This is a genomic window from Enterobacter sp. Res13-Sevr-PEC09-46, from assembly GCF_015672585.1.
GTDB classification, from domain to species: domain Bacteria; phylum Pseudomonadota; class Gammaproteobacteria; order Enterobacterales; family Enterobacteriaceae; genus Enterobacter; species Enterobacter hormaechei_C.
The window spans coordinates 386,580-412,396 of sequence record NZ_JADABR010000017.1 but is presented as its reverse complement, the minus strand read 5'-3'; the positions used below and the strand labels follow the sequence as shown (position 1 = coordinate 412,396).

The following is a 25,817-nucleotide window of genomic DNA, read 5'->3' as shown; positions in this document are numbered from 1 at the left end:
CTCTGCTCCTTACTCGGTGAGCCAGCTGGCCTGACGCTGTAATACCGGCAGCGTCGGTCGGCGATGGTTGATTTCCGGTAGCGCGCTGATGAGCCCCTGGGTGTAGGGATGCCTGGCGTTGTGCAGATCCTTCGCGGCAATCGACTCCACCACCCGTCCGGCGTACATCACCAGCACCCGGTCGCAGAAGCTGCGCACCAGGTTGATGTCGTGGCTGATAAAGATCAGCCCCAGACCGCGGGACTGCACCAGGTCGTCGAGCAGGCCCAGCACCTGCAAACGCACCGACACGTCCAGCGCCGAAGTCGGCTCGTCGGCAATGACCAGCTCGGGATCGGCGATCAGCATCATGGCGATCATGATGCGTTGCCCCTGCCCGCCGGAAATCTCGTGCGGGCAGAGGTGATACACCCGTTCCGGCTGGCGAATGCGCACCACGTCGAGCATCTCCAGCACTCTGGCTTTGGCTTCCGCCTTGCGCCCCGGATGATGGGTCAGCCAGGCTTCGGCAATTTGGTCGCCCACGCACACCACCGGGTTAAGGGAGTATTTCGGGTCCTGCATGATCATCGAGATGCGCTTGCCGCGAATGCCGCGCATCTGCGCCTCGCTGACGGCCTGTAAATCGACATCGCCAAACTGCATCCGCGCGGCGCGGATCTGCGCTTTGGCCGGATGCAGGCGTAGCAGCGCCCGCCCGACGGTGGATTTACCGGAACCGGATTCACCGACAATCGCCAGCTTTTCGCGTCCGAGCTGGAAAGAGACGCCGCGCACCGCGTGGGTGACCGCGCCGCCGTTGATAAAATCGACGTGGAGATCGCGCACGTCGAGCATCGGGTTATTCGCTACGAGGATCGAGGATGTCACGCAAGCCATCTCCTAAGAAGTTGAACGCCAGACTGTTGATCAGGATCGCCAGCCCCGGAATAGTCACCACCCACCAGCACTCCATCATGTAGGTACGACCGCTGGAGATCATCGCTCCCCACTCCGGCTCCGGCGGCTGTGCGCCAAGGCCAAGAAAGCCCAGCCCGGCGGCGGTGAGAATGATCCCCGCCATGTTCATGGTGATGCGGATAATCACTGACGGCAGGCACAGCGGGACAATGTGACGCCACAGTACGCGCACCGGGGAAGCACCCTGAAGCCGCACGGCGGAGACAAAATCGGCCTGGCGCAGAGAGAGAGTTTCGGCGCGCGCCAGACGGGCAATCGGCGGCCAGGCGGTGAGCGTAATCGCAATCACCACGTGCTCCAGCCCCGGCCCGAGCGCCGCGACAAACGCCAGCGCCAGCACCAGGCTCGGGAAGGAGATAAAGATATCGGTGACGCGCATCAGCACCGCGTCCACCCTCACGCCCAGCAGCAGCCCCAGCGGGCCAACGGTCACGGAGACCAGCAGCACGATGTAGAGCGTGATGCGCGCGCCGTACACCAGCCGGCTGAAGATGTCCCGGCCAAACTCGTCGGTGCCGAACCAGTGCAGTGCGTTCGGGGCGACCAGCGCGTTATTGAGGTCCTGCACCAGCGGGTTGTACGGCGCGATCAGCGGGGCAAACGCCGCCACAATCAGCAGCAGTAGGATAATCCCGCCGCCGATGGCGGTGAGCGGATTGCGCGCCATCTTGCCGACGAAGCCCGCGGCGCGGCCCAGCGTGCGTCTGATACGCTGGCGGCGTTCGGATGGCCCGGTCCCCAGCGGCGAATCCAGAGAAACGGTCATGATTTCGTCCTCGGGTCAAAGAGTTGATACAGCATGTCGGAGAGCAGGTTCAGCATCACGAAGATGACCCCCACCAGCAGCACGCAGCCCATGACCGCGTTCATATCCCCGAGCAGCAGGCTGCCGGTGAGATACGAACCGAAGCCCGGCCAGGAGAAGACGGTTTCAATCAGCACCGCCCCCTCCAGCAGCGAGCCGTAGGCCAGCGCCACTACCGTCAGGAGCTGCACGAGAATGTTGCGAAACGCGTGATTCCAGATCACCTGACGTTCAGTTAAGCCCTTCACCCGGGCAGTGATAATGAACTCCTGCGACAGCTGCGCCAGCATAAAGCTGCGGGTCATGCGGCTGATATAGGCCAGGGAGTGGAAGCCAAGCAGCGACGCGGGCAAAACCAGATGGTTAATGGCGTTCCAGAACACCGCGCCGTTTCCGGCCAGCAATGCATCCACCGTCATCAGTCCGGTGCGGCGTGGGACTACCCCCTCCAGTCCGAGATCCAGACGTCCCGCGCCTCCCACCCAGCCAAGCCAGGCGTAGAACAGCAGCAGCCCCATCATCCCGACCCAGAAAATCGGCGTGGAATAACCCGCCAGACTGATGATGCGCACCACGTAGTCGGAAACGCTGTTGCGCCGCGCCGCCGCCAGTACGCCCAGCGGAATGCCCAGACCCGCACCGACGATAATCGCCATCGTCGCCAGCTCGAGCGTCGCCGGGAAGACGCGCAGAATATCGGCAGTCACCGGTTTACCCGTCAGCAGGGCATTGCCCAGATCGCCGTGCAGCAGGTTATTGAGGTAAATACCGAACTGAGCCAGCAGCGACCGGTCGAATCCCAGCTGGTGATAGACCTGCTGATAGGTGCTGTGGTCGGCATCCGGTCCGACAATCGCCAGCACCGGATCAACGGGCATTACGCGGCCGATGAAAAAGGTCAGCAGCAGAAGGCCGAACAGCGTCACCACCACCTGCGTTAACCGCTTTGAGAAGCGCCGGGTCCGTGAGCCGGGCGCGAGAATTGCCACACTCATTTGTCACCTCCGGTTTTGTAGACCTCACGCAGGAAGGTGGTGGCCGACGGGTGCGACTGGAAGTTCTTCACCTCGTTACGCACCACCACCGAATCGACCATCTGTGACAGGGGGATCATCGCCGGGATCAGCGCGTCGTAGCGGACCTGGATCTGCTGGTAGTCGGCGATCTGTTTTTCCGGATCGCGCTCCAGCAGGGCCTTGTCGATCATTTCGTTGAGCGGCTTGTCGTAGAAGCTGGTACGCCAGCCCTGGAAGTTGGTCAGACGGGCTTCATCGCTGTTGTCCGGGTTATAGACCAACGCCCGCAGGCTGGAGTGCGGATGGGGTTCGACGCCGCTACCGCCGCGCCCCACCAGCATGTCGAACTTGCGCTCGCGCATTGCGCCGTAAATCTGGTTCCCGGTGCCGGTGATGATTTTGGCGTTGATGCCCGCCTGCATCAGCGTCGACTGCACGGCGATGGCGATATTGAGGAACGGCTGATCCGCCAGCACCCGCAGGGTGGTGTCAAACCCGTCCGGGTAGCCCGCCTCCGCCAGCAGCTTTCTGGCGCGCGGGAGATCGAGCCTATAGCCCGGGTCCGGCAGCGTGGACGGCATACCCGCCTTGATCGGGCGCTGGTGCAGCACGCCGTAGCCCGGCATCAGCGCGCTGTTGATGCCCTGATAGTCAATCAGATAGCGCACCGCTTCGCGCACCTTCGGGTTAGCGAAATGGACCTCTTTCATGCTCATCGCCACGTAGTAGACCGTGCCTTTCTGCACGGCTTCGACGGTGAGCTGCGGGTCTTTGCGCAGGGCGTTAATGTCCGCCACCGCCATGTTGTTGGCAACGTCGAGGTCGCCTTTCTCAATCATCAGGCGCAGGGTTTGTGACTCCTGGAAATGACGCAGCACCACCCGGCTCATTTTGGGTTCTTCCCGCCAGTATTGCGGGTTGCGCTGCATGCGCAGCATGTCCTTCGCCTGCCAGGTTTCCAGCATAAACGGGCCGGAACCCGCTTCGTTGGTGGTAAGCCAGCGGTTGCCCCAGTCGTTATTCACCGCGTGCTGCTGCACCGTTTTGCTGTCGAGCACGCCGAGGTTGCCGAGCGCGCCGAGGGAGTAGATCACCAGCTGCGGATCGTTGGCTTTTGGCAGGACAATCTGCACGGTGTATGCATTCGGGGCGCTGATTTGGTTATCAATGTTCTTTTTAGAAAATCCGTAGGATTTCCACACCGAAGCCTGGGCCAGGTTGAGGTGCAGCAGGCGGCGCATTGACCAGACCACGTCCTCCGCCGTGAGCGGGTTGCCAGAGTGGAATTTAACGTCGTCACGCAGGTGAAAGGTCAGGGTTTTACGGTCCGGCGAAATATCCCAGGACGTCGCCAGCGCGGGCCTGACGTTGGTGAGCGCGTTCGGGTCCAGCTCCACCAGCGAGTCGTAGAGATTGACCACAATGCCGACCACTTCGTTACCGGTCATTGCCGCCGGATCGAGGGTCAGCAGGTTATTCATGTTCATGCCGATGATGAGCTGGTCGGGCGGCGTTTTCGCGTACGCCGCACCGCTCCCCATCATCAGCGAGAGCGCGAGCAAGCACGCCCCGGCTAAGGGAGATCGTTTCATGTATATATCGCCTGTAGGGTACGTTTTTATCTGTCAGTCGTGGCTGACGGTATTGGCTTCGATATATGCAAAATTAATGTCTTCGCCCAGTCCCGGGCGGGTCGGCAGACTGACCATGCCGTTTTCGTCCATCGGGTCCACCAGGCTGTTGAGGTACGCCGCCGGTTGGTCGTAGTCGAGGAACGGGTGCAGCAGGCCGCGCTCGTACCAGCGGCAGTTTTTGATGGCGCCAATCACCGCCAGGCTGGCCGCGCCGTTGCCGTGTATTTCGCAGTCCATGCCAAAAGATTCCGCCAGGTTCGCCACCTTCAGCGTTGGGGAAATGCCGCCCACGCCGTTCGACCCTGCGCGCAGGATGTCGCAGGCCCCGGCTTTGATCCAGTCCGCGCGGCTGTGGTGCTTTCCGCCCAGGCTTTCCGGGCCGATAACCGGAATCGAGAGGTTCTCCGCCAGCCACGCGTAGGAGGCCATGCTCTCCTCCTCCATCGGCTCTTCAAACCAGGCGAAGTCAAGCTTTTCCAGCGCTTTGCCGATGTACAGCGCCTCGGTACGGCTATACCAGTGGTAGCCGTCAATCATGAGGTCAATGTCCGGGCCAACCGCTTCACGCACGGCGGCACAGGCTTTGACGTCCATCTTTGGATTGGGGGCGAAAGAGACTGGCGGCATCCAGGTGTGCAGCTTGATGGCCTTGTAACCGCGCGCTACCAGCTTTTCGGCAAAGCTGGCGTACTCCTCCGGCGTGGATAATCCGCCCGGCAGATCGTCGCCGCACATGGTGCTGCCGTAGGCCGGCACCTTATCGCGATAGCCGCCAAGCAGTTTCCAGACCGGCAGGTTGAGCTTACGGCCAATCAGATCCCACAGCGCCTGTTCAACGAAGCCCAGCGCACGCTCGGTCAGCTGATGCGCGCTTCCCCGCTGCCAGTGCGCCAGATCCTGCCAGATGCGTTCCCGGTTGAATGCGTCCTGCCCCACCAGCACTTTGCGAAAGAAGGTATTGACCACAAAGGGGCGCACCACTTCCGGCGGCGCGAACGAATATCCGCGGGTGCCCTCTTCTGCCGTGATGGTCAACATCGCCATTTTGGCCATGCTTTCCGGCCCAGGATGCGAATGCCCCGCGGCGTCAGAGACCCGACGCGTCGGGTACTGAAAGACGGTGACGTTTACAGATTCAATTTTCATTATCGGTCCTTAAGTCCGGCGATAAGCCCAGAAGCAGAAAATGACAAAGGGGTTTTATGTTTTTAAAAATGCGTTTCAGTATGTAATTTAAGCATAAAAAATCAGCACGTCCTCGGACAAAACGCGTTAAGGAGAGGCTATTTTTTGGGCATATGCACGGTCGGACGTGACAATTTTCACAAAAGCGCGGGGAAATGTGAGGTTGATCGGGAGACGTTATTTGAAGGTAAGCGCAGAAGCAGGAATATGCTGACCGGCAACAACCCGCGGAAACTTCTGCGCTTACAAATCAGTCAACTAACCCGCTTCCGGGGCTGGAACGGCAAGCGTTTCCAGCAGCGCATGCATAGACGCATACCGGCCACTGGCATTGTTAAAGCTGGCATGATGGCACGCTGGCGAGACGATGAGGGTTTTGAGCCCCGCACTAAGGGCGGCACGGTAGCCGCTCTGGCTGTCCTCAATCACTATGCACTGCGAGGCCGTCAGGCCTAATTTTCGCAGCGCCGAGAGATAGACGGCAGGGTGCGGTTTTCCGTAGCGTTCATCGTCGGCGCTGCAAATGACCTCAAAATAGTGACCCATCCTGAGTTTCTTAAGCACCGCATGCACGATTTCATGCGACGAAGAGGTGGCAAGTGCAATCCGGTAACCTGCCTCACGAAAATACGACATCACGTCGTAGATGCCCTCTATCGCTTTGCCTTCCCGGCCAATCAGTTCGATGATGCGCAGACGAATGTCCGCTTCAATCATTTCAGGATCGGCCTCAAGTTTGCAGTATTCGCACCAGGTCCGGGCAATCTCATCCAGCCGCTTGCCTTTCGTCAGTGACTCACACTCTTCGTCGCTGACCTCAGCACGCCAGCCTGCCAGAGCTGCTTTCTGCGCCTGACGCCACAGGCCTTCGGAGTCAATGATGACGCCATCCATGTCAAAAATTACCGCCTTAACATCCATCATACGTCTCCGTGAATGGCCCGACGCTGCCGTCAGGCCTGAATAAATTACGAAATTCCGACCGTTTCACCCTTACAGGTTTCCTGACGAACAAACCCAGGCTGTTCAACCCGAATAAACGGACACAGGATGAAGGCCACGACATACAGCGCCGTGTAGGCAATGACCACGCCGAGCGTGCTGAACCAGGGCAGCAGCACCACGGCAATCGCCGGCGCAAGGAAGTTAGACAGACCGGCTGACAGGTTATACACCGAAATCGCCGCCCCCTTGTGCCGCGGCTCCAGCGCCGGGAACACCGCCGCCATCGGTACGAAGGCCGCCACAAAAATCCCCAGCGCGATGGCCGGGACCAGCGCCATGGCAAAGTTATGCCCGAAGTGCTGCGGAATGTAGTAAAACGCCAGGCTCGAGAGCGCCATCCCGATACAGCCAAACCAGCGCACCACCCGCATCCAGCCCATTTTTTCCGCCACCACGCCCCAGAAGACGTTCGAGAAGATGGTGGTGAAGAAGAATACCGCCCAGACCTGAAGCCACTCGGAGGTGGTGAAGCCCAGCTCGTCAACAAACATCATCGGCATGATGACGGCAAACCCGAACAGGGAGAGGGTGTTGATGATACGCACCATGCTGGAGAGCAGAATACTGCGGTTGGTGTAGAGCAGCGTCGCTGCACGGCCCAGCTCGGCGAATTTTTCTCGGGTGGAGAGAGTCTGCATATGCCGTGGCGTTTCCACCTTACGCATAGAGACCAGCGCAATGATCCCGCCGGTTACGCAGAATGCCAGCGCCAGCCACAGCGTGCCCATCTCCCCGATGTGCGGAATGGTAAAGCTCGGAATGTAGCTGCCGAACACGCCGATGCCGATAGAGTAAACCGCCCAGAACCAGCCCAGCGCCGCGCTGGTACTGTCACTGCGAACGTTATGCACAATGGCGACGATAAAGGCATAGAGGAACAGCGGATAGGCCAGGCCGCGGATCCCGTAGAACAGCAGAATTAATGCGTAATTTGCCTGACCCAGACCAAAAACGAGAAACAGGACGTGGAAAACGCACCACAGGACGAAGCCAATCAGCATGGTTTTTTGCGGGGTGATGATTTCAGCCACCACGCCGGAAATCCATGCGGAGAGCGCCGCCGCGAGACCGTAGAGCGTGAAGGCGAAAGAGGCTTCAGCAGGCGTGAAGCCCAGCGCCTTAATATAGTGCGACAGGAATGCCAGCTCGAAACCATCGCCCGTCATAAAGACCGCGATAGCGATATACCCCCAGACCAGACTCAGGGGTAATCCCAGCCATTGTTTGTTATTTAACGACATATTGACCTCGTTTTTAGGGTACAGGGAACCGCTCCGGCAGCATCACCGGAGGGTCTTTGCCACAGAATTATGGGTTTCGGTAGTTCAGGTCGTTTTGGTAAAGCGCGTTAAACTGCTGGTAACGCGTCATCAGCGCACGGTGGCGCGCCGGATCGCTGCGCCAGGTTTTATAGACTTCAGGTTTTTCGCACACGGAAGCCAGCGGCTTACCGGCTGCGAGACAGGCCAGCCGTGCAGCCCCCAGCGCACCGCCGGTTTCGCCGCCCTTATGCGTCACCACCGGCATCGCCAGAATATCGGCCAGCAGCTGGGCCCAGAAGGGGCTCCGCGCCCCGCCGCCGACGAGGGAGCACTGTTCAATCTGCGTGCCGCTCTCCTGCAACACGCGAAGGCCATCGGCAATACCGAAGCTGACGCCTTCCAGCACCGCATACCCCATCAGCGCACGCTGGCTGGAGTGCGTTAGCCCCCAGAACATGCCCCGTGCACAGGGATCGTTATGCGGCGTACGTTCCCCGGAAAGGTACGGCAGGAACATCGGCGCGCTCGCTTTCTCCGCATCGCTTAGCTGGGCGATCTCCTCAAGCAATGCCAGCTCCGTGACGCCCACCAGACGGCAAAACCACTGTAGACAACTGGCGGCGCTTAACATCACGCTCATCTGATGCCACAGGTTTGGCAGCACGTGACAGAACGCGTGCACGGCAGACTGGGGTGCCGGACGGTAGGCATCTGTGACCACAAACAGCACGCCGGAGGTGCCCAGCGAAATAAACGCATCGCCCGGCGAAACGGCCCCAACCCCTATCGCGCTGACGGCGTTATCTCCCCCGCCGCCGGCAACGATAACCGAGGGGTTCAGACCCCACCGCTGCGCTACCGCAGGTTCGAGTAGCGCCGAGACCTCACACCCTTCCACCAGCGCAGGCATGGCGGCACGCGACAGCCCACATTTTTCCAGCAGTGCATCCGACCAGTCTCGTTTTCCCACATCCAGCCACAGCGTCCCTGCCGAGTCCGACATATCAGAGATTTTTTTTCCGGTCATTTTGAAGCGCAGATAATCCTTCGGCAGCAGCACGGTGGCGAGACGGCTGAAGTTCTGCGGCTCATGACGGCGCACCCAGAGCAGCTTTGGTGCCGTAAACCCCGGCATTGCCAGGTTCCCCGCCACCTGGTGCAACTCGGGCGCCATCTCTTCCAGCTCTGCGCATTCCTGCGCGCAGCGGGTGTCATTCCACAGGATGGCCGGACGCAGGGGTTCACCCGCGGCATCCAGCAGTACCGCACCGTGCATCTGTCCGGAAAGGCCAATGGCTTTTATCGCCTGCCAGTGGTGGCCGCACTTCTCCCGGAGGGTGGCAATCAGGTATTCGGTTGCCTCCCACCAGGCTTCCGGCGATTGTTCAGACCAGTGCGGCTTCGGACGCTGTATCGTCAGCGGCGCGCTATGGGTGGCGACAACGCCGTTGTTTTCGTCAATGACCAGCGCCTTTACTTCTGATGTGCCAAGATCGATGCCCAGATACATACCCACCTCTCACTTAATCAGCGCGTAGACGTCAGCGATTTTTTCACGCAGAAGCGCGGCAAAATCTTCCCGGCCGGTCAGATCGCCAAACAGGGCGGTATCGCTGGCATATCGGGCTATCGGATCGTCCGATTCGAACATCGCATGTACCGCAGAGGCGTTAAGGATACCGTCCTGGTATTCATATGGCAGCTTGCCGTGATGCCACTGCTCCATATAGACGTAGAACAGCGCAGGCAGCATAGCGGTAGCGTCAGGACGTACGCCGCGCTGGTAACATTCACGCAGCGTTGGGGCGATCATCGCCGGGATCTTCGAAAACCCGTCGGCCGCGACGCGCTGGTTGGTGTCCTGAATCCAGGGGTTGGTAAAACGCTTAAGCACTACGTCGCGGTAGGCTGGCAGATCGATGCCATTATCTCCCAGGCAGGGAATGACATCTTCCGTCACGTAGCGGTCGGCAATCTTGTAGATAAACTCTGTCAGCGTGCTTTCATGGATATACTGCTGCCCGACCAGAGTACCCGCCCAGGCGATACAGCTATGGGAGGCATTGAGGATGCGGATCTTCGCCTCTTCATAAGGGATGACGGATCCCACCAGCTCCACGCCCACCGTTTCCAGCGCGGGACGAACGTCGCGGAAATTGTCTTCAATCACCCACTGAATAAAGCGTTCCCCCATAACCGGGGCGTTATCGTCTATGCCCGTCCGGGCCTTAATGCGCGCCGGGAGATCGGCCGCCGGACGCGGTGTGATGCGATCCACCATGGTATTCGGACAGGTCGCATTAGCGCTCAGCCAGTCGATGACCCTCTGTTTGCCGCTGAGGGTTAAGAATTCAATCAACCCGTCGTGGAAGCGCTCGCCGTTATGCCGCACGTTGTCACAGTTAAGCAAGGTTACCGGACCCGCTCCGTTCGCCATACGCGCTTCGAGGATGCGGGCAATTGTCCCGTAGATGGTTTTACAGCCGCCCTTAATATCGCTCGCCAGATCGGCATTGGCCACATCCAGCCTGTGGCTGGTATCCAGATAGTAGCCCCCCTCCGTCACGGTAAACGCGATGACCCGAGTCTGCGGGTTCGCCCCTTCGGCAATCAGCGGCTGCAAATCCGCCTGCCACGGGATCAGCGTCTGAATCGAGGCGATCTCTTCATAGTCTCTCTCGCCTTCCGGGCTGACGGTCTCCAGTACATATCGCCCCTTCTGCGCGGCCAGCGCCTGCACCACATGTTCAGCATCGTTGCGTATGTTGCCCGCAGCGATGTGCCAGCGCGTATCGCCGCCGGCAATCAGGCGGTGCAGATACCACGCCTGATGCGCACGATGAAAAGACCCCAGTCCAATATGTAGCCATGTGTATTTCTCGGTCATTGTTCTGTTCTCCAGTGAGGTTATGGCTGAACTGTAGATGATCATTTGCTTAAAATAAGAGCCACAGATCACAAAAGAACAAATGACCACTTAAATAACAAATGACCAATAAAGAGCAAACCGCTTGCCTCAGCGCGGAGCACCCGCCAGAATGACAGACAATTGTTGTGGGTGTTGACCGCCCTCAACCCCACTCTTGAGGCAGGGAAACGTGAGCAAAGAAGATGACATCAGGCTCGATCAAAAAGTGCGGGCGGCATGGATGTATTACATCGCCGGGCTTAATCAAAGCGAAATTGCCAGCCAGCTCGGCACATCAAGACCGGTGGTGCAGCGGCTGATTGCCGCCGCGAAAGAGGAAGGCATTGTCTCGATTGGGCTTCATCACCCTGTCGCTAACTGCCTCGATTATGCGCAACTTCTCGCGGAAAAATATCACCTGACCCACTGCAACATTGTGCCCGTCTACCGCAATGAAAGCGCGCTGGATAGCGTGACGTTTGGCTGTTATCAGCTGATGGCCCGCTACCTGCAAGGTGATAAACCCACGGTTGTCGGAATTGGCTCCGGACTGACGCTAAAAAAAACCATCAAGCGTATCGATTTTGACAGCCACAACACCCGCTGTGTCGCCCTGATCAGCGCCATGAACGAGCACGGGCAATGTAACTATTACGATGATGTGCCGTTGCTGCTGGCGCGTAAAATTCAGGGAAAATATTACCAGTGGCCGGCGCCGCGCTATGCTCAGTCCAGCGAGGAGCATGAGATGTGGTGCTCAAACCGCCTGTTCCGTAACGTCTGCGCCGTGGCGGATGCGGCCGATGTGATTTTTGTCGGCATCGGGGCGCTGGGCAGGCAGAGCCCTATCTTCAAAGACGGGTTTATCGATGAGGCACAGCTGGAAGAGTTGACCCAGCGCGGTGGCGTTGGCGAAATACTCGGACGCTTTATCGATGCCGACGGCAAGGTCATCGACAGCCAGATTAATCGCTTTATTACCAGCTACGATATTCGCCAGAGCCAGTGTCCACGTATTGCGGCCGCCTGCGGCGAGGATAAACGCCCGGCGATCCTTGCCGCCCTCAAAGGCGGCTGGGTAAACGGTCTGGTGACGGATGAACAGACCGCGCGCTGGCTGCTGACGCGTCAGGGCTAGCCCGTGACGCTCTGGCTGCCAATCAGTTCCGGTGGGATCTCAATACGCCTGACCGAGGTATCACCGGAATCGAGAATTTCAAATACCTTCTCCAGCATCGCCGGGACGTCCTGGCGCACCATGTCGATATCATGTCCCAGCAGAGAGACAAATGGGTCCCAGTCAAAACAACCCATCGGCGGCTGATTTTGGCCGGTCTGCCCGTATTGGGCCAGCCAACGTACCACCCCCTCCAGCGAAATGGTCGAATTGACAAACAGCCCCTTTAGCGCCGTCGATGGCGACGGGAAGGTGGCTCTGAGCTGCTCCTCCACGCGCGATGACGAGTACCCGGTGACCAGCAGCTGCTGTTCCGGAACGGTCAGCCCATGGGCCTGATGGGCATCAAGGAACCCGCGCAGGCGCTCTGCGGTGTTGTTATCACTCCGGCGTCCGCCCACGAAGGTCAGCGGAGCCAGCGAACCAAACCGTTTAAAGCTGCTGGCGAGGATCCGCTCTGTCAGCATCTTCGCGCCGCCGTAGTTATCCGAAATGATAGAGGGCGCCAGGGTACCCGGCAGATCAAGATTTAGCGTAGGTACGCCCGCCTGATGACAGAGTTCAGCAATTTTGTCCGGGTGTGTCGCCCCCGTGGCAATGACCCAGTCAACCTGCCAGGAGAGCATGGCACGGGCGGCATCCAGCTCGAGTTCCGGCTGTCGGCGTGTGCAGGTAATAATCGGCAACAGCCCTCTGGCACGCGCCATCTCTTCGAATTTTTCCGCTATAGAGCCGAAATAGCGGTTGTCATATTTCGGCACAATCATGCCGATAACGTTCGATTTCTTGCTGCGCAGCAGGCTTGCCTGACGGTTAACCGCGTAGCCCTGCTCTTGTGCAATGCGGGTTACCTTCTCTGCCAGGCTGGCGCTGATGCGGCGTTTCTTCCAGTTGCCATTCAAAATAGCACTCACCGCGCTGGCAGAAACGCCGGTGAGTTCCGCCAGATCGTAAATGGTCGTTTTCTTCGTTTTCTCAACGCGCGTCACAAAATCGCCTCTTCATTTTGAATGTCTCTTGCTGGAGAAATAAGCAAGTGCTAGATCTGCTTCATCGATTGAGCAGTTTGCTTCACGCGTCAGTCAGAACCCCCGTTCTTCACGCGAAAGCAGACACACCCTAAAAATCATCTCTGCATAAAGGATTATAAAATGAATCACTCTGTCCCCTCCATGAATAGTTCCCTTCAGGGCAAAGTCGCTGCTATCACTGGCGCCGCCTCAGGTATTGGCCTGGAGTGTGCAAAAACGCTGCTCGGCGCTGGCGCAAAGGTGGTGTTAATCGACCGTGAAGGCGAGAAGCTTCAGCGCCTTGTCGCCGAGCTGGGCGAGAACGCGTTTGCCCTGCAAATCGATCTGTTCAAACCCGAGCAAGTCGACGCGATGCTGAGCGACATTGTCGGCCTCGCCGGCGGCCTGGATATTTTTCACGCCAATGCAGGCGCCTACATCGGCGGGCCGGTTGCTGAAGGCGACCCGGACGTCTGGGATCGCGTACTGAACCTGAATATCAACGCCGCTTTCCGCTGCGTTCGCGCCGTACTGCCGCATATGATTGCGCAGAAGTCAGGCGATATTATCTTCACCAGCTCCATTGCGGGCGTGGTGCCGGTTATCTGGGAGCCGATCTACACCGCGTCCAAATTTGCCGTTCAGGCGTTCGTGCATACCACCCGTCGTCAGGTCGCGGAACATGGCGTACGCGTCGGAGCCGTTCTGCCTGGGCCGGTAGTGACGGCTCTGCTCGACGACTGGCCGCAGGCCAAAATGGATGAAGCGCTGGCAAACGGCAGCCTGATGCAGCCGATTGAAGTCGCAGAATCGGTGTTGTTCATGGTGACCCGTTCGAAGAACGTTACCGTCCGGGATCTGGTGATTCTGCCTAACAGCGTCGATCTTTAAGGGCCGCAAGGATGAAGAGTACACCAGAAACCGTTATCGGCGTAGACGTCGGCTCCGGCAGCGTCCGCGCGGGCATTTTCGATCTCAGCGGCAGGCTGCTTTCCCACGCGACGCAGAAAATTGCCACCGTGCACCGCAGCGGAAGCCGCGTGGAGCAGTCCAGCGCCGAGATCTGGCAGGCCGTTTGCCGCTGCATCCGCGAGGCGCTGGCGCGCTCCGGGACGACTCCGCAGAGCGTTGCCGGCATCGGGTTTGACGCCACCTGCTCGCTGGTGGTGTTGGACAACAATGGCGAACCGCTGGCGGTCAGCCCTGACGGTGAAGCGGAAAACAATATCATCGTCTGGATGGATCACCGTGCGACAGACCAGGCGGAGCGCATCAACGCCACCCATCATCCGGTGCTGGACTACGTTGGCGGGAAAATATCGCCCGAAATGGAGACGCCCAAGCTGCTGTGGCTGAAAGAAAACCACCGAGAGGTCTACGATCGCGCCTGGCAATTTTTCGATTTGGCCGATTTCCTGACCTGGCGCGCGACCGGCGATGTCACCCGTTCCATCTGTACCGTAACCTGTAAATGGACGTGGCTGGCCCATGAGAATCGCTGGGACCCGGACTATTTCCGCACCGTTGGCCTGGACGAGCTGGCCGGAGAAGATTTTGTCCGCATAGGGCAGCATATTGCCGCCCCCGGCACCCCTTGCGGCGAGGGCTTAACGGAGCAGGCCGCGCGTGAGATGGGCTTGCTGCCAGGCACGCCGGTGGCGGTAGGGTTAATTGATGCCCACGCTGGCGGCATCGGGACGTTGGGCGTTGGCGGCGGCGCGCTGAACAATCTTGCGTATGTCTTTGGCACCTCATCGTGCACCATGACCAGCGCCGAGAGCGCCGTTTTTGTGCCCGGCGTTTGGGGGCCTTATTTTAGCGCGATGGTACCTGGACTGTGGCTGATTGAGGGCGGACAAAGCGCCGCGGGTGCCGCTATCGATCGGTTATTAAGTTTCCATCCTGCCGCACCGCAAGCGCGCCAGCTGGCACAGGAGTCAGACCTGCCGCTGCCGGTTTACCTGGCGGACAGGCTTTTACAGACCTTCGCCACCGCCTCAGAGGCGGTGAACCTGGCAGCAGGACTGCACGTGGTACCCGAATTTCTGGGTAACCGCGCGCCCTTTGCCGATCCCCATGCGCGGGCCACGATCTGCGGGCTGGGCATGGAGAACGATATCAATAACCTGATGGCACTGTATGTGGCCGGTCTGTGTGGTATCGGTTACGGTTTGCGACAAATCATTGACGCCCAGCGTGAATGCGGCGTACAGACCGAAAATATCGTTATCAGCGGCGGCGCGGGCCAGCACCCTTTCGTTCGCCAGCTGCTGGCAGATACCTGCGGGCTGCCGGTGTTAGCGACCCAATGCAGCGAACCGGTATTACTGGGTTCGGCCATTCTCGGGGCGGTGGCGGGAAATATAGCGCCTTCAGTGACCGATGCCATGAAACAATTTACCCACGTGGATAAATATTTCTATCCGCAAGCGAACTTTCAGTCCCTTCATCTGCGTCGATACGAGGCTTATAAGCAGTTACAACAAACTGCGACAGTAATCAGAGAATAAATACACGTCAGTATATTTAGAGAAAAAGACAATAAGAAAACTCACGCCGGAATATTTCCGGTGTGGGCTTACCTGTACGCTACAAACGAGGTCAATATGTCCGAAATAAATAAACAGTGGCTGGGATTGCCGCTGAACCTGCTATGGGGATATCTGGCGATCGCGGTCTTTATGACGGGTGACGGTTTCGAGCTGGCATTCCTGTCGCACTATATTAAATCACTGGGCTTCACGCCTGCTGAAGCCTCTTTCGCCTTCACGCTTTACGGTCTCGCGGCGGCGCTCTCCGCGTGGATCTCCGGCGTGGTGGCTGAAATCATCACCCCGCAAAAAACCATGCTGATTGGCTTCGTCCTGTGGTGCGTTTTCCACGTCCTGTTTCTCGTTTTTGGTCTGGGTCAGGCAAATTACGCATTAATTCTGCTGTTCTATGGGATCCGCGGTCTGGCCTACCCGTTATTTTTGTACGCCTTCATCGTGGTCATTATTCATAATGTACGTAGCGATAAATCCAGCTCGGCGCTGGGCTGGTACTGGGCGGTTTATTCCGTAGGTATTGGCGTGGCGGGCAGTTATATTCCGAGCTTTACCATTCCGCACATCGGGGAGATGGGCACCCTGTGGCTGGCACTGGCGTTTTGTCTGGCGGGGGGAGTCATCGCCATGGTATCCCTGCGCAGCGTCAAAACCCCAACGCACATGCATAATCTCTCCACCCGGGAAAAATTCGCCGAGCTGGGCCGTGCGGCGACGCTGCTCTACACCAACCGCAGTATTCTGCTCTCCAGCATGGTGCGTATCATCAACACCCTCTCCCTGTTCGGGTTTGCCGTCATCATGCCGATGATGTTTGTTGACGAACTGGGCTTCACCACCTCCGAGTGGCTTCAGGTCTGGGCGGTATTCTTCTTCACCACCATCTTCTCGAACGTCTTCTGGGGCGTGGTGGCGGAAAAAATGGGCTGGATGCGGGTGGTGCGCTGGTTTGGCTGCATCGGGATGGCGCTCTCGAGCCTGGCGTTTTACTACATTCCGCAGCACTTCGGGCATAACTTTGCCATGGCGCTGGTCCCGGCCATCGCGCTGGGGATTTTTGTGGCGGCCTTCGTACCGATGGCGGCGGTGTTCCCGGCGCTGGAGCCGCGGCACAAGGGGGCGGCGATTTCGGTGTATAACCTGTCAGCCGGTCTGTCTAACTTCCTTGCGCCGGCGATTGCCGTGGTGCTGCTGCCCTGGTTCAGCACGCTCGGCGTGGTCATCGCCTATACGGTGCTTTATCTGCTGGCTTTTGTTCTGTGTGCCTTTATCCGCGTCACGCAGCCGGGCTTAGAAAAAGCAAATAGCAGCAAGAGAGGGATGGCGGGTCTGCTGAATACTCCTCATCCTGAAACGCTGAAGGAGTAAGCGAGAGAACTTTCCTGCCGGGTCACGCTTATCCCGGCAGGAAGATGCGTGCGATTAGGCAATCGTCACTTTATTGTCCAGATAGACATCCTGAATCGCATTAATCAGCTTCACGCCGTCGGCCATGGATTTTTTAAACGCTTTGCGGCCCAGGATCAGCCCCATTCCGCCGGCGCGTTTGTTAATCACCGCCGTGCGCACCGCGTCGGTCAGATCGGTTTCACCGCCTGCTGCACCGCCGGAGTTAATCAGCCCGGCGCGGCCCATGTAGCAGTTAGCCAGCTGGTAGCGCACCAGATCGATAGGGTTGTCGCTGGTCAGCTTGCTGTAGACGCGGTCGTCGGTATAGCCAAAGTTCACCGCTTTATACCCGCCGTTATTCTCGGCCATTTTCTGTTTCACGATGTCCGCGCCGATGGTTGCCGCCAGGTGATTTGCCTGACCGGTCAGATCCGCTGATACGTGGTAATCCACGCCGTCTTTCTTAAACGCGTTGTTACGCAGATAGGCCCACAATACGGTCACCATCCCCAGCTCGTGCGCGCGCTCAAACGCGGCAGAGATCTCTTCTATCTGCCGACGCGACTGCTCAGAGCCAAAATAGATAGTCGCCCCGACCGCTACCGCACCCATGTTGAACGCCTGTTCGACGCTGGCGTACAGTGTCTGGTCGTATTCGGTTGGGTAGCTCAGGGTTTCGTTGTGATTCAGCTTGACGAGGAACGGAATGCGGTGAGCATAGCGGCGGGAAACGGAGGCCAGCACGCCATAGGTCGATGCCACACAGTTACAGCCCGCTTCAATCGCCAGCTCGACAATGTTTTTCGGGTCAAAGTAGAGCGGGTTAGCAGCAAACGACGCTCCCGCCGAGTGCTCTACGCCCTGGTCAACGGGCAGAATGGAGAGATACCCGGTCCCGCCCAGACGACCGGTATTGTAAAGCGTCTGCATGTTTCGCAGTACGGCAGGCGGACGGTTGTTGTCGACCATGACGCGGTCTACGTAATCATGGCCAGGCAGATAAAGCTGATCGGCTGGAATGGTCATACAACGATGCTGTAAAAGGCTGTCGGCGTCTTTGCCAAGCAGTTGCGCAATATCAGTCATAGTGATGCTCCCGTAAGTCCGACATGATGTCGGAGCGTGTGATCCAAGCCCACGTTTTTGCAGGCAGACTAAGCCTGGTACCGACTTAACCTATTTTCCACCATTTGCAACTTTTTTAAGCACAATCTGCTGGCTCGTTTCGTGTACAACATTTTTGTTACACTGATCAAACAATCGCCTTAAAGGTATTTAAAAGGTATTATCACATGGTATGTTACATGCGTACCTCTGACATGCAGGATTAAAAAATGAAAACGAAAGTCCAACTGTCATTCATGATGTTCGTTGAATGGTTTATCTGGGGCGCATGGTTTGTGCCGCTGTGGCTGTGGCTGAGTAAGAGCGGGTTTACCGCCGGGGAAATTGGCTGGTCGTACGCCTGTACCGCGATTGCCGCGATCCTCTCTCCCATCCTGGTCGGCTCGCTGACGGACCGTTTCTTCGCCGCCCAGAAAGTGCTGGCCGTGCTGATGTTCGCTGGCGCGATTCTGATGTATTTCGCAGCACAGCAAACCCAGTTCAGCACCTTCTTCCCGCTGCTGCTGGCCTACTCCCTGACCTATATGCCGACCATCGCGCTGACCAACAGTATCGCCTTCGCGAACGTCGATGACGTGGAGGCTGATTTCCCGCGCATTCGCGTGATGGGCACCATCGGCTGGATTGCCTCCGGCCTGGCGTGCGGCTTCCTGCCGCAGATGATAGGCTATAGCGACATCTCTGACACCAATATCCCGCTGCTGATGACCGCTGCCAGCTCCCTTCTGCTTGGCGTCTTCGCGCTGTTCCTGCCGAATACCCCGCCGAAGAGTACCGGCAAGCTGGATTTCAAAGTGATGCTGGGGCTGGATGCGCTGATCCTGCTGCGCGATAAAAACTTCCTGGTGTTCTTCTTCTGCTCGTTCCTGTTCGCCATGCCGCTGGCCTTCTACTATATCTTTGCCAACGGCTATCTCACCGAAGTGGGGATGAAAAACGCCACCGGCTGGATGACCCTCGGCCAGTTCTCTGAAATCTTCTTCATGCTCGCTCTGCCATTCTTTACCAAACGCTTTGGTATTAAGAAGGTCTTGCTGCTGGGCCTGATCACCGCCGCCATTCGCTACGGTTTCTTTGTTTACGGCGGCGCCGAGCAATACTTCACCTACGCCCTGCTGTTCCTCGGCATTCTGCTGCACGGCGTAAGCTATGACTTCTATTACGTCACCGCGTACATCTACGTGGATAAAAAAGCGCCCGTGCACATGCGCAACGCGGCGCAGGGCTTGATCACGCTGTGCTGTCAGGGCTTTGGTAGCCTGCTGGGTTACCGTCTCGGCGGCGTGATGATGGAAAAAATGTTCGCATATAAAGAGCCGGTGAATGGGCTGACCTTCAACTGGGCCGGAATGTGGACGTTTGGTGCAATCATGATTGTGGTGATTGCCGTGCTGTTTATGCTGTTTTTCCGCGAATCGGATAAAGAGATCACCGCAATTGAGGTGGTTGATGGCGATACCGCGCTGACACGAGGGGAAGTTAAATGAAACAAGACCGTATTCTCGGTGCTCTTTACGGGCAGGCGTTAGGGGATGCGATGGGGATGCCGTCGGAGCTGTGGCCGCGCAAGCGGGTGAAAGCGCACTTCGGCTGGATCGACCGTTTCTTACCCGGCCCGGCTGAGAATAATGCCGCCTGTTACTTTAAGCAGGCCGAATTTACGGATGATACGTCGATGGCGCTGTGCCTGGCCGACGCGATTATCGAATGCGACGGGGAAATTAACCCTGACGTTATCGGTAAGCATATTCTGGACTGGGCGCTGGATTTTGACGCGTTCAATAAGAATGTGCTCGGCCCGACCTCCAAAATTGCCCTGAACGCCATCCGTGACGGCAAGCCGGTGAGCCAGCTGGAAAACAACGGCGTCACCAACGGGGCGGCGATGCGCGCCTCCCCGCTGGGATGCCTCCTGCCAGCCACGCGTCTGGCGCACTTCGTGGAACAGGTTGCGTTAGCCTCCAGCCCGACCCATAAATCGGATCTCGCCATCGCCGGTGCGGTGGTGATCGCCTGGGCGGTTTCACGCGCTATCGACGGCGAACGTTGGCATCACATCGCCGATGCCCTGCCGGGTATTGCCCGTGCGGCGCAGGAGGCGAACACGACCACCTTCAGCGCATCGCTTTCCGCTCGTATTGAGCTGGCCCTGAAAACCGTGCGCGAAGCCAACGGTACCGAGTCCGCCAGCGAGCAGATCTATCAGCTTATTGGCGCGGGCACGAGCACCCTTGAGTCCGTTCCGGCGGCGATTGCGATGGTCGAACTCGCGGGTACCGATCCGAACCGCTGCGCGGTGTTATGCGCCAACCTGGGCGGTGATACTGACACTATCGGCGCGATGGCAACGGCTATCTGCGGCGCGCTGCACGGTGTACAGGCCATTGATCCGGCACTCAAAAACGAACTTGATGCCGTAAACCGGCTCGATTTCGGCCACTACTGCGAAAAACTGCTGCACTTCCGGGAGCAAAGGGAGGGCGTATGAGTGCTTTTGCCCGCCGTCTCGAAACCCTTCACGCCACGCGCCCCGTAACGGTACTCGGCGCGGCGGTCATCGACGTGATTGCCGACGCCTACGCCCTGCCCTGGCGCGGGTGTGATATCGAGCTGAAGCAACAGGGAGTGAATATTGGCGGCTGCGCGCTGAATATCGCCATCGCCCTGAAGCGGCTCGGCATTGCTGCGCAAAACGCCCTTCCCGTCGGCCACGGCGTGTGGGCCGATATTATCCGTAACGCCATGGCGAAGCAGGATCTGCACAGCGCCGTGGAAGCGGAAACGGGCGATAACGGCTGGTGCCTGGCGCTGGTGGAGCCTGACGGTGAACGGACCTTTATGTCGTTTAGCGGCGTGGAGAACCAGTGGCAGCAGCGCTGGCTGGACGGGTTAAGCGTGCCGGCAGGGAGCCTGATCTCTTTGTCCGGCTACCAGCTGGCGTCCCCCAGCGGTGAGCTGCTGACGGCCTGGCTGGAAAGTCTTCAGGATGCGACGCTCTTTATCGATTTCGGTCCGCGCATCGCGGATATTCCCGACCCGCTGATGGCGCGGATCATGGCCTGCAAACCAATCGTCTCGCTCAATCGTCAGGAGGCGGAACTTGCCGCCGAATGGCTTGGCGTAAACGTGGAAGAGCTCGGCACACGGTGGCAGCAGAGGTTTGGCGCTGCGCTGATCGTACGCCATGATAAAGACGGGGCAGTCTGGTACGACGGTGACGCTTCCGGACACGTTCCGGCGTTTCCTGCTACCGTGGTCGATACCATCGGCGCGGGTGACAGCCATGCGGGAGGTACCCTTGCCGGGCTGGCCGCGGGATGGTCACTGCCAGAGGCGGTGCAGCTTGGCAATGCCGTAGCCGCCTGGGTAGTCAGCCATCGCGGTGGCGACTGCGCCCCCACGCGCGAGGTCCTACTCCTCGCACACAAAGACGTATAGGTCGCTGCGGCAGTAGCTGATGCTGTACTCAATTGGCCGGTGCTGTTGATCGAGCGCGACTTGCTTGATCACCAGCACCGGTATCTTATCGTCCATCTTGATATGCGCCTGAAACTCGCTGTCCGGCATCCGGGCGCTGACGCGGGAACGGGTGCGCTGCGGAAAGATATTCTGGCTGCGGAAGTAATCGTAAAGCGAGACGCCGATGTCGTCCGGATTGGGGATTAATCCTACCGGTACCCAGGACTCCTCTATTGATACCGCATCGTCATCCACGTAGCGGATGCGCTTAAGCAGAAATACATCGCTGTCCGGCGCAAGGGAAAGGTGGCGGGCGATCTCTTCCGGGCACTTCACGACGCGTTTATTAACCCACAGCGTGTTGGGCGTTTTGCCCCGCAGCACCACCTGCTGAGAAAACCCGCGCGCCTCTTTTAGCGAATATTCAAAGATATTGTTGATTTGCGTACCGTATCCACGCGCGCGGGTGACGACGCCGGCCTCTTCCAGCGCCTGCATCGCTTTACGCACCGTAATGCGCGACACACCGGCCAGCTGGCTCAGATCGCGCTCGCCCGGCAAAATATTACCGTGCGCGAGCACGCCGCTGCGTACCGCGTTTTTAACCGTTTCGGCAAATTTCAGGTACAACGGCGTGTTGTCCGGTGCGGCAATTCGTTCCTTGAGTTGAGCAATTAACCGGGTATGCGCTTGTTCCATCTCTGTTTTTCTCTGGCATAAGGTTTTATGCCAGTATACGGCTTACCACCATGCATGAAAATGGTGAACCGGCCCAATACCGTGACCCACTTCCAGAGAATCGGCTTTTGCCAGCGCGCACGAGAGCCAGATCTTCGCCTCCTGCACCGTATCCGGCCAGTTCGCGTTTCGGGGACGCAGCGCCGCCAGCGCCGCCGAGAGCGTACATCCCGTGCCGTGGGTGTTTTTGGTCTGTACCCGCGGGGCGGTGAAACGTTGCGCGCCATCGCGGGTGAAGAGCCAGTCCGGGCTTTCTGCATCATCAAGATGACCGCCTTTCATCAGCACCGCGCTGCATCCCATCGCCAGCAGCGCATTGCCCTGCTCTTTCATCTCACGTTCGTTTTGCGCGTGTGACGCACCCAGCAGCGCGGCGGCTTCAGGGAGGTTTGGCGTGATCAGCGCCACCTGCGGCAGCAGCTTTTTACGCAGGGTGTCGACGGCAGAGGCGGAGAGCAACGGATCGCCGCTTTTGGCCAGCATCACGGTATCGAGCACCACGTTTTTTATCTGATAACGTTTGAGACGTTCAGCGACCGCTTCAACAATGTCCGCCTCTGCAAGCATGCCGATTTTGGTGGTGTCGATGCGTACATCGCTGAATACCGAATCCAGCTGTGCGGCGACAAAATCCGGCTCAATACGATATACCGACTGTACACCGCGCGTGTTTTGCGCCACCAGCGCGGTGATAACCGAGCATCCGTAAGCGCCGAGCGCAGAGAAGGTTTTCAGGTCTGCCTGGATCCCCGCTCCGCCGCTGGGATCGGTTCCCGCAATAGTCAAGGCATTAATGCGTGTCATACCAGCTCCTCCAGCGCGTAAAGCGCATCCAGAAACGCCGGGGCAAAGCTGCCGGGGCCCCGGCTGTGAGTCAGTGCAGCTGACCCTGCGCGCTTCATAAAGCCGCAGGCTGCCGTCGCATTATCAAGCCTGTCGCCAGGCAGCGAACAGCAGGCGGCGACGACCGCCGAGAGCGCACAGCCTGTTCCCACCACGCGGGTCATCAGCGGGTCGCCGCCCGCGACCGTACGGGTTCGCTGACCATCAGTGATGTGATCCACTTCTCCTGTGACGACCACAACGGCGTGGGTCTGGCGGGCGAGCGTCTGCGCAGCGGTCAACGCGCTCGCCGCCGTATCGGTGGAATCAACCCCGCGCCCGCCCGCACTCATTCCGGCAAGGGCGAGGATTTCGGAGGCGTTTCCACGAATGGCCGCAGGTTTAAGGGACAATATTTGCTGGCAAAATCGGGTGCGGTACGCCAGCGCGCCAACCGCAACCGGATCTAGAACCCAGGGCGTACCCGCGGCTACCGCGCTCTCAATGGCCCGACGCATCGACTGGGCGCGCGGCGCGGTGAGTGTACCCACGTTGATGAGCAGAGCATCGGCAAGCGCGGCAAACTGTTCCGCTTCCTCGGCTTCGATCACCATTGCCGGGGAAGCACCCAGCGCGAGCAAAACGTTGGCGGTGAAGGTCTGCACGACATCGTTGGTCATACAGTGCGTGAGCGGGGAACGGGTTCGGAATTGATGTAAAACGTGTGAGTCTAGCAGGTCAGGCTGCATGATTTCGCTCCTGCCGTGCGTGAAGAAGCGATGACCGGGTAGGCATCTGACTTCCCTACGCTGGCATTATCCAGATCAGGTAATACGGGTATTTCTCAGCCTTCACAAAGAAGGGCACCCCGAGTCAAATTACTTATAAAACAGCTACTTACGAAATAGCAATTCGTAGTCATGTAGTGTAACCGGGGGGTAACCCGGGTGCAAGGGGTTTTGGGCTGTCCGTTAATCCCCTGTAACGAACAAAAAACGACAAGATATTAACTACCCTCTATATGTATACATTATTGTTCAGTTAATTATCCCGCCAGATTTGTTAAGAACACATGAAAAATATTATTTACTCACTGTGCTGAGAAATATTATTTTTATCCATAATGACGCACCGGGAGTGCTTTTATAAGACAGCCCACCTTCTTTCGTATGAAATAAACCCACATATTAATGTAAACATTTATTTTGCAGAATTTTATCTCTGTCAAACACTTAATTTAACTCTCTCATTTACCACCTCATTTTCACCTTAATGTTTACATTAATAACAACCGCAAAATGACTTTTACGCCGTCGGAACTATTCATAATATTTATGACTTAGATCAACATCATTGGTTTGCGTTTAATTGATAGTTTACTCGCGTTACTAAATAAGATTTAGACAACGTTCACCCGTTTTTTAAATCCACAAAACAAAGCGATTCAGCTTCAGTATTTTTCGACAATTAATGATGTGAGCTTTTCAAATGAAATCTATGAATAAAATCTTTATTGCTATTTTTGTAATGGGCGTTGTCTTAGCGGGTACAATGAGCCAGGCTGAAGCCGCGAATACGGTTTGGGACGATCAGCAAATCACTAATATTGTAAATGACCATCAGGATCAGATTGCACAAAACAACGCTGATAGCATTAACCGCGATATCGCAACGGATAACCGCTTAACGCAGGTTAATGACGACCTTCAGTCCACAAAATTAGGCGTGTTAGTCGTGGATAAAATGGCTAACGACGCACATCAGAAAGCGTTGCTTGCCGGCGCGCTTGCCGATACCGCCAGTCTGAAAAGTGAGACGGCCCTACAGGGTGTGGCGACTAACGGCGCAGCCATTATCAACCTTCAACACGTCGATAATATTCAGGATAGCCGCCTTACTGCTCTAGAAAATGCACCTAAACCCATCAACGGTACAGATGGAGCGAAAGGTGATAAAGGGGAGACCGGTGCGACTGGCGCAAAGGGCGATAAAGGGGATACCGGCGCGACTGGCGCAAAGGGTGAAAAAGGGGATATCGGTGCAACCGGCGCGAAGGGTGAAAAAGGCGATGCTGGCGCGACAGGCATGAAAGGTGATAAGGGTGATAAGGGTGATAAGGGTGATACTGGCGCACAAGGCATTGCGGGAAGAAACGGTCGCGACGGTGTAGACGGTCATAACGGTAAAGATGGTGTGACAACCACCGTGACACAACGACAACTGGATACGGCTACCCAGGCGAAGGTCGCTAAAAATAGCCTGGCTGTTACTGCCGCCACGCAGGATCTGCAAGCCACCAGGCAGACATTACAGGCAATGAATACTACCACCAGCCAGCAATTTAAATCTCTGCGTGATGAAGTGGACAATAATAAGAAGCAGGCCAATGCCGGTATTTCAGGGGCGATGGCGATGGCGGGTTTGCCACAAGTGCAAACCAATCAGCGCGTCATGTTCTCTGCTGGCGGCGCGACTTACAACGGCGAGAGCGCGCTTGCTGTCGGTGCGTCCGTTAACTTTAATTCCCATGTCATCGCGAAAGTGAGCTTCTCAGATGATACCGCGAATAATATGGGCGCTTCGGTTGGGATTGGAATGGGCTTTTAACGCGTAAAATAATCATCGGGAAAAATAGAATGCCTCATTTTAGTGGATGGGCATTTTGTTAATACAAAAAGATGTCTAAATATATTTTTATTTCGGTAGCCCTTTATCTGATGCTGATTTCGGTCGGGATCTGGATCGGCGTGATGTATGTCTCCTGGTATTTGTGTCG

22 protein-coding genes and 1 riboswitch are annotated in these 25,817 nt (G+C 57.6%); of the genes, 8 read left to right on the top strand and 14 right to left on the bottom strand.

All coding sequences use genetic code 11. The annotated features are described in order from the left end of the window. Nucleotides 1-9 precede the first annotated feature (9 nt). From IMQ56_RS11250 to dalD, 9 genes are all read right to left on the bottom strand, one after another. Nucleotides 10-870 carry an ABC transporter ATP-binding protein gene (locus tag IMQ56_RS11250; protein ID WP_032666825.1) on the bottom strand — a complete coding sequence of 287 codons (861 nt, stop codon included), beginning with the start codon at nucleotides 868-870 and terminating at the stop codon, nucleotides 10-12. Beyond that, nucleotides 842-1,726 carry an ABC transporter permease gene (locus IMQ56_RS11245; protein ID WP_196063824.1) on the bottom strand — a complete coding sequence of 295 codons (885 nt, stop codon included), beginning with the start codon at nucleotides 1,724-1,726 and terminating at the stop codon, nucleotides 842-844. The genes IMQ56_RS11250 and IMQ56_RS11245 overlap by 29 nt, the downstream gene beginning before the upstream one ends. Beyond that, nucleotides 1,723-2,760 (bottom strand): ABC transporter permease, encoded by a 1,038-nt coding sequence (locus IMQ56_RS11240; protein WP_017693076.1) that lies wholly within the window; start codon nucleotides 2,758-2,760, stop codon nucleotides 1,723-1,725. The genes IMQ56_RS11245 and IMQ56_RS11240 overlap by 4 nt, the downstream gene beginning before the upstream one ends. After that, complete coding sequence (locus IMQ56_RS11235; RefSeq protein ID WP_103270043.1) at nucleotides 2,757-4,373, bottom strand: ABC transporter substrate-binding protein; 1,617 nt, start codon at nucleotides 4,371-4,373, stop codon at nucleotides 2,757-2,759. The genes IMQ56_RS11240 and IMQ56_RS11235 overlap by 4 nt, the downstream gene beginning before the upstream one ends. A gap of 33 nt (nucleotides 4,374-4,406) precedes the next feature. Next, nucleotides 4,407-5,561 (bottom strand): mandelate racemase family protein, encoded by a 1,155-nt coding sequence (locus IMQ56_RS11230; protein WP_015572356.1) that lies wholly within the window; start codon nucleotides 5,559-5,561, stop codon nucleotides 4,407-4,409. Between the two features lie 297 nt (nucleotides 5,562-5,858). After that, a complete protein-coding gene (locus IMQ56_RS11225; protein WP_080339249.1) occupies nucleotides 5,859-6,524 on the bottom strand; it encodes an HAD-IA family hydrolase in 666 nt (221 codons plus the stop codon). Between the two features lie 44 nt (nucleotides 6,525-6,568). Beyond that, on the bottom strand, nucleotides 6,569-7,846 hold the full coding sequence (locus IMQ56_RS11220; RefSeq protein WP_017693074.1) for an RbtT/DalT/CsbX family MFS transporter: 1,278 nt from the start codon (nucleotides 7,844-7,846) through the stop codon (nucleotides 6,569-6,571). 67 nt (nucleotides 7,847-7,913) lie between these two features. Then, nucleotides 7,914-9,377 (bottom strand): xylulokinase, encoded by a 1,464-nt coding sequence (gene xylB, locus IMQ56_RS11215; RefSeq protein ID WP_015572354.1) that lies wholly within the window; start codon nucleotides 9,375-9,377, stop codon nucleotides 7,914-7,916. Nucleotides 9,378-9,386: 9 nt separating this feature from the next. Continuing rightward, a complete protein-coding gene (dalD, locus tag IMQ56_RS11210; protein WP_017693073.1) occupies nucleotides 9,387-10,754 on the bottom strand; it encodes a D-arabinitol 4-dehydrogenase in 1,368 nt (455 codons plus the stop codon). A 211-nt stretch (nucleotides 10,755-10,965) separates the two neighbouring features. On the opposite strand from dalD, the gene IMQ56_RS11205 reads away from it, so the two are divergent. Beyond that, nucleotides 10,966-11,913: a sugar-binding transcriptional regulator gene (locus tag IMQ56_RS11205; RefSeq protein ID WP_017383561.1), complete on the top strand. Its 948-nt coding sequence runs from the start codon at nucleotides 10,966-10,968 to the stop codon at nucleotides 11,911-11,913. On the opposite strand, the gene IMQ56_RS11200 is transcribed toward IMQ56_RS11205, so the two are convergent. Beyond that, on the bottom strand, nucleotides 11,910-12,941 hold the full coding sequence (locus IMQ56_RS11200) for a LacI family DNA-binding transcriptional regulator (RefSeq protein ID WP_032654226.1): 1,032 nt from the start codon (nucleotides 12,939-12,941) through the stop codon (nucleotides 11,910-11,912). The two genes, IMQ56_RS11205 and IMQ56_RS11200, sit on opposite strands and share 4 nt — an antisense overlap. Before the next feature lie 162 nt (nucleotides 12,942-13,103). Here IMQ56_RS11200 and IMQ56_RS11195 point away from each other — a divergent pair, with 162 nt between their 5' ends. The 3 genes from IMQ56_RS11195 to IMQ56_RS11185 all read left to right on the top strand — a co-directional run bounded on the left by IMQ56_RS11195 (nucleotide 13,104) and on the right by IMQ56_RS11185 (nucleotide 16,876). Continuing rightward, nucleotides 13,104-13,853 carry an SDR family oxidoreductase gene (locus IMQ56_RS11195; protein ID WP_017693070.1) on the top strand — a complete coding sequence of 250 codons (750 nt, stop codon included), beginning with the start codon at nucleotides 13,104-13,106 and terminating at the stop codon, nucleotides 13,851-13,853. An 11-nt stretch (nucleotides 13,854-13,864) separates the two neighbouring features. After that, nucleotides 13,865-15,472 (top strand): FGGY family pentulose kinase, encoded by a 1,608-nt coding sequence (locus IMQ56_RS11190; RefSeq protein ID WP_017693069.1) that lies wholly within the window; start codon nucleotides 13,865-13,867, stop codon nucleotides 15,470-15,472. A gap of 96 nt (nucleotides 15,473-15,568) precedes the next feature. Next, entirely contained in the window at nucleotides 15,569-16,876 is a 1,308-nt protein-coding gene (locus IMQ56_RS11185; RefSeq protein ID WP_023304097.1) for an RbtT/DalT/CsbX family MFS transporter, read from the top strand. Between the two features lie 54 nt (nucleotides 16,877-16,930). Here IMQ56_RS11185 and fbaB read toward each other — a convergent pair whose 3' ends face one another. Continuing rightward, entirely contained in the window at nucleotides 16,931-17,983 is a 1,053-nt protein-coding gene (fbaB, locus tag IMQ56_RS11180) for a class I fructose-bisphosphate aldolase (protein WP_196063823.1), read from the bottom strand. A 248-nt stretch (nucleotides 17,984-18,231) separates the two neighbouring features. Between fbaB and IMQ56_RS11175 the strand changes: the two genes are divergently transcribed. Genes IMQ56_RS11175 through IMQ56_RS11165 form a run of 3 tightly spaced genes read left to right on the top strand, consistent with a single transcriptional unit; the run spans nucleotide 18,232 to nucleotide 21,460 of the window. Next, nucleotides 18,232-19,509 (top strand): nucleoside permease, encoded by a 1,278-nt coding sequence (locus IMQ56_RS11175; protein ID WP_126523721.1) that lies wholly within the window; start codon nucleotides 18,232-18,234, stop codon nucleotides 19,507-19,509. Next, nucleotides 19,506-20,510, top strand: coding sequence for an ADP-ribosylglycohydrolase family protein (locus IMQ56_RS11170; protein WP_015572351.1), 1,005 nt, complete (start codon nucleotides 19,506-19,508; stop codon nucleotides 20,508-20,510). The genes IMQ56_RS11175 and IMQ56_RS11170 overlap by 4 nt, the downstream gene beginning before the upstream one ends. After that, the gene (locus tag IMQ56_RS11165) at nucleotides 20,507-21,460 is read left to right on the top strand and encodes a PfkB family carbohydrate kinase (protein WP_045347825.1); all 954 of its coding nucleotides are present in this window, start codon (nucleotides 20,507-20,509) and stop codon (nucleotides 21,458-21,460) included. The genes IMQ56_RS11170 and IMQ56_RS11165 overlap by 4 nt, the downstream gene beginning before the upstream one ends. Here the strand turns inward: IMQ56_RS11165 and IMQ56_RS11160 are convergent. The 3 genes from IMQ56_RS11160 to thiM are packed head-to-tail and all read right to left on the bottom strand — an operon-like array spanning nucleotide 21,434 to nucleotide 23,790. Beyond that, entirely contained in the window at nucleotides 21,434-22,180 is a 747-nt protein-coding gene (locus tag IMQ56_RS11160; RefSeq protein WP_003859242.1) for a GntR family transcriptional regulator, read from the bottom strand. The genes IMQ56_RS11165 and IMQ56_RS11160 overlap by 27 nt on opposite strands. A 42-nt stretch (nucleotides 22,181-22,222) precedes the next feature. Further along, nucleotides 22,223-23,023 (bottom strand): bifunctional hydroxymethylpyrimidine kinase/phosphomethylpyrimidine kinase, encoded by an 801-nt coding sequence (gene thiD / locus IMQ56_RS11155; RefSeq protein ID WP_048219776.1) that lies wholly within the window; start codon nucleotides 23,021-23,023, stop codon nucleotides 22,223-22,225. Beyond that, nucleotides 23,020-23,790, bottom strand: a complete 771-nt coding sequence (gene thiM, locus IMQ56_RS11150; protein WP_017693063.1) for a hydroxyethylthiazole kinase — start codon at nucleotides 23,788-23,790, stop codon at nucleotides 23,020-23,022. The genes thiD and thiM overlap by 4 nt, the downstream gene beginning before the upstream one ends. A 35-nt stretch (nucleotides 23,791-23,825) precedes the next feature. Then, nucleotides 23,826-23,922: riboswitch (TPP riboswitch) on the bottom strand. A gap of 616 nt (nucleotides 23,923-24,538) precedes the next feature. Here thiM and IMQ56_RS23125 point away from each other — a divergent pair. Further along, on the top strand, nucleotides 24,539-25,648 hold the full coding sequence (locus tag IMQ56_RS23125) for a YadA-like family protein (RefSeq protein ID WP_268868195.1): 1,110 nt from the start codon (nucleotides 24,539-24,541) through the stop codon (nucleotides 25,646-25,648). Nucleotides 25,649-25,817: the final 169 nt, after the last annotated feature.

What these genes read in the sequence shown, in the direction of transcription:
- IMQ56_RS11230 (WP_015572356.1), bottom strand. Translation starts at nt 5,561, where the DNA reads ATGAAAATTGAATCTGTAAACGTCACCGTCTTTCAGTACCCGACGCGT.
- IMQ56_RS11235 (WP_103270043.1), bottom strand. Translation starts at nt 4,373, where the DNA reads ATGAAACGATCTCCCTTAGCCGGGGCGTGCTTGCTCGCGCTCTCGCTG.
- IMQ56_RS11245 (WP_196063824.1), bottom strand. Translation starts at nt 1,726, where the DNA reads ATGACCGTTTCTCTGGATTCGCCGCTGGGGACCGGGCCATCCGAACGC.
- IMQ56_RS11195 (WP_017693070.1), top strand. Translation starts at nt 13,104, where the DNA reads ATGAATCACTCTGTCCCCTCCATGAATAGTTCCCTTCAGGGCAAAGTC.
- IMQ56_RS11175 (WP_126523721.1), top strand. Translation starts at nt 18,232, where the DNA reads ATGAAAACGAAAGTCCAACTGTCATTCATGATGTTCGTTGAATGGTTT.
- IMQ56_RS23125 (WP_268868195.1), top strand. Translation starts at nt 24,539, where the DNA reads ATGAATAAAATCTTTATTGCTATTTTTGTAATGGGCGTTGTCTTAGCG.
- IMQ56_RS11160 (WP_003859242.1), bottom strand. Translation starts at nt 22,180, where the DNA reads ATGGAACAAGCGCATACCCGGTTAATTGCTCAACTCAAGGAACGAATT.
- IMQ56_RS11240 (WP_017693076.1), bottom strand. Translation starts at nt 2,760, where the DNA reads ATGAGTGTGGCAATTCTCGCGCCCGGCTCACGGACCCGGCGCTTCTCA.
- thiD (WP_048219776.1), bottom strand. Translation starts at nt 23,023, where the DNA reads ATGACACGCATTAATGCCTTGACTATTGCGGGAACCGATCCCAGCGGC.
- IMQ56_RS11190 (WP_017693069.1), top strand. Translation starts at nt 13,865, where the DNA reads ATGAAGAGTACACCAGAAACCGTTATCGGCGTAGACGTCGGCTCCGGC.
- IMQ56_RS11220 (WP_017693074.1), bottom strand. Translation starts at nt 7,846, where the DNA reads ATGTCGTTAAATAACAAACAATGGCTGGGATTACCCCTGAGTCTGGTC.
- IMQ56_RS11225 (WP_080339249.1), bottom strand. Translation starts at nt 6,524, where the DNA reads ATGATGGATGTTAAGGCGGTAATTTTTGACATGGATGGCGTCATCATT.
- xylB (WP_015572354.1), bottom strand. Translation starts at nt 9,377, where the DNA reads ATGTATCTGGGCATCGATCTTGGCACATCAGAAGTAAAGGCGCTGGTC.
- thiM (WP_017693063.1), bottom strand. Translation starts at nt 23,790, where the DNA reads ATGCAGCCTGACCTGCTAGACTCACACGTTTTACATCAATTCCGAACC.
- IMQ56_RS11185 (WP_023304097.1), top strand. Translation starts at nt 15,569, where the DNA reads ATGTCCGAAATAAATAAACAGTGGCTGGGATTGCCGCTGAACCTGCTA.
- fbaB (WP_196063823.1), bottom strand. Translation starts at nt 17,983, where the DNA reads ATGACTGATATTGCGCAACTGCTTGGCAAAGACGCCGACAGCCTTTTA.
- dalD (WP_017693073.1), bottom strand. Translation starts at nt 10,754, where the DNA reads ATGACCGAGAAATACACATGGCTACATATTGGACTGGGGTCTTTTCAT.
- IMQ56_RS11165 (WP_045347825.1), top strand. Translation starts at nt 20,507, where the DNA reads ATGAGTGCTTTTGCCCGCCGTCTCGAAACCCTTCACGCCACGCGCCCC.
- IMQ56_RS11170 (WP_015572351.1), top strand. Translation starts at nt 19,506, where the DNA reads ATGAAACAAGACCGTATTCTCGGTGCTCTTTACGGGCAGGCGTTAGGG.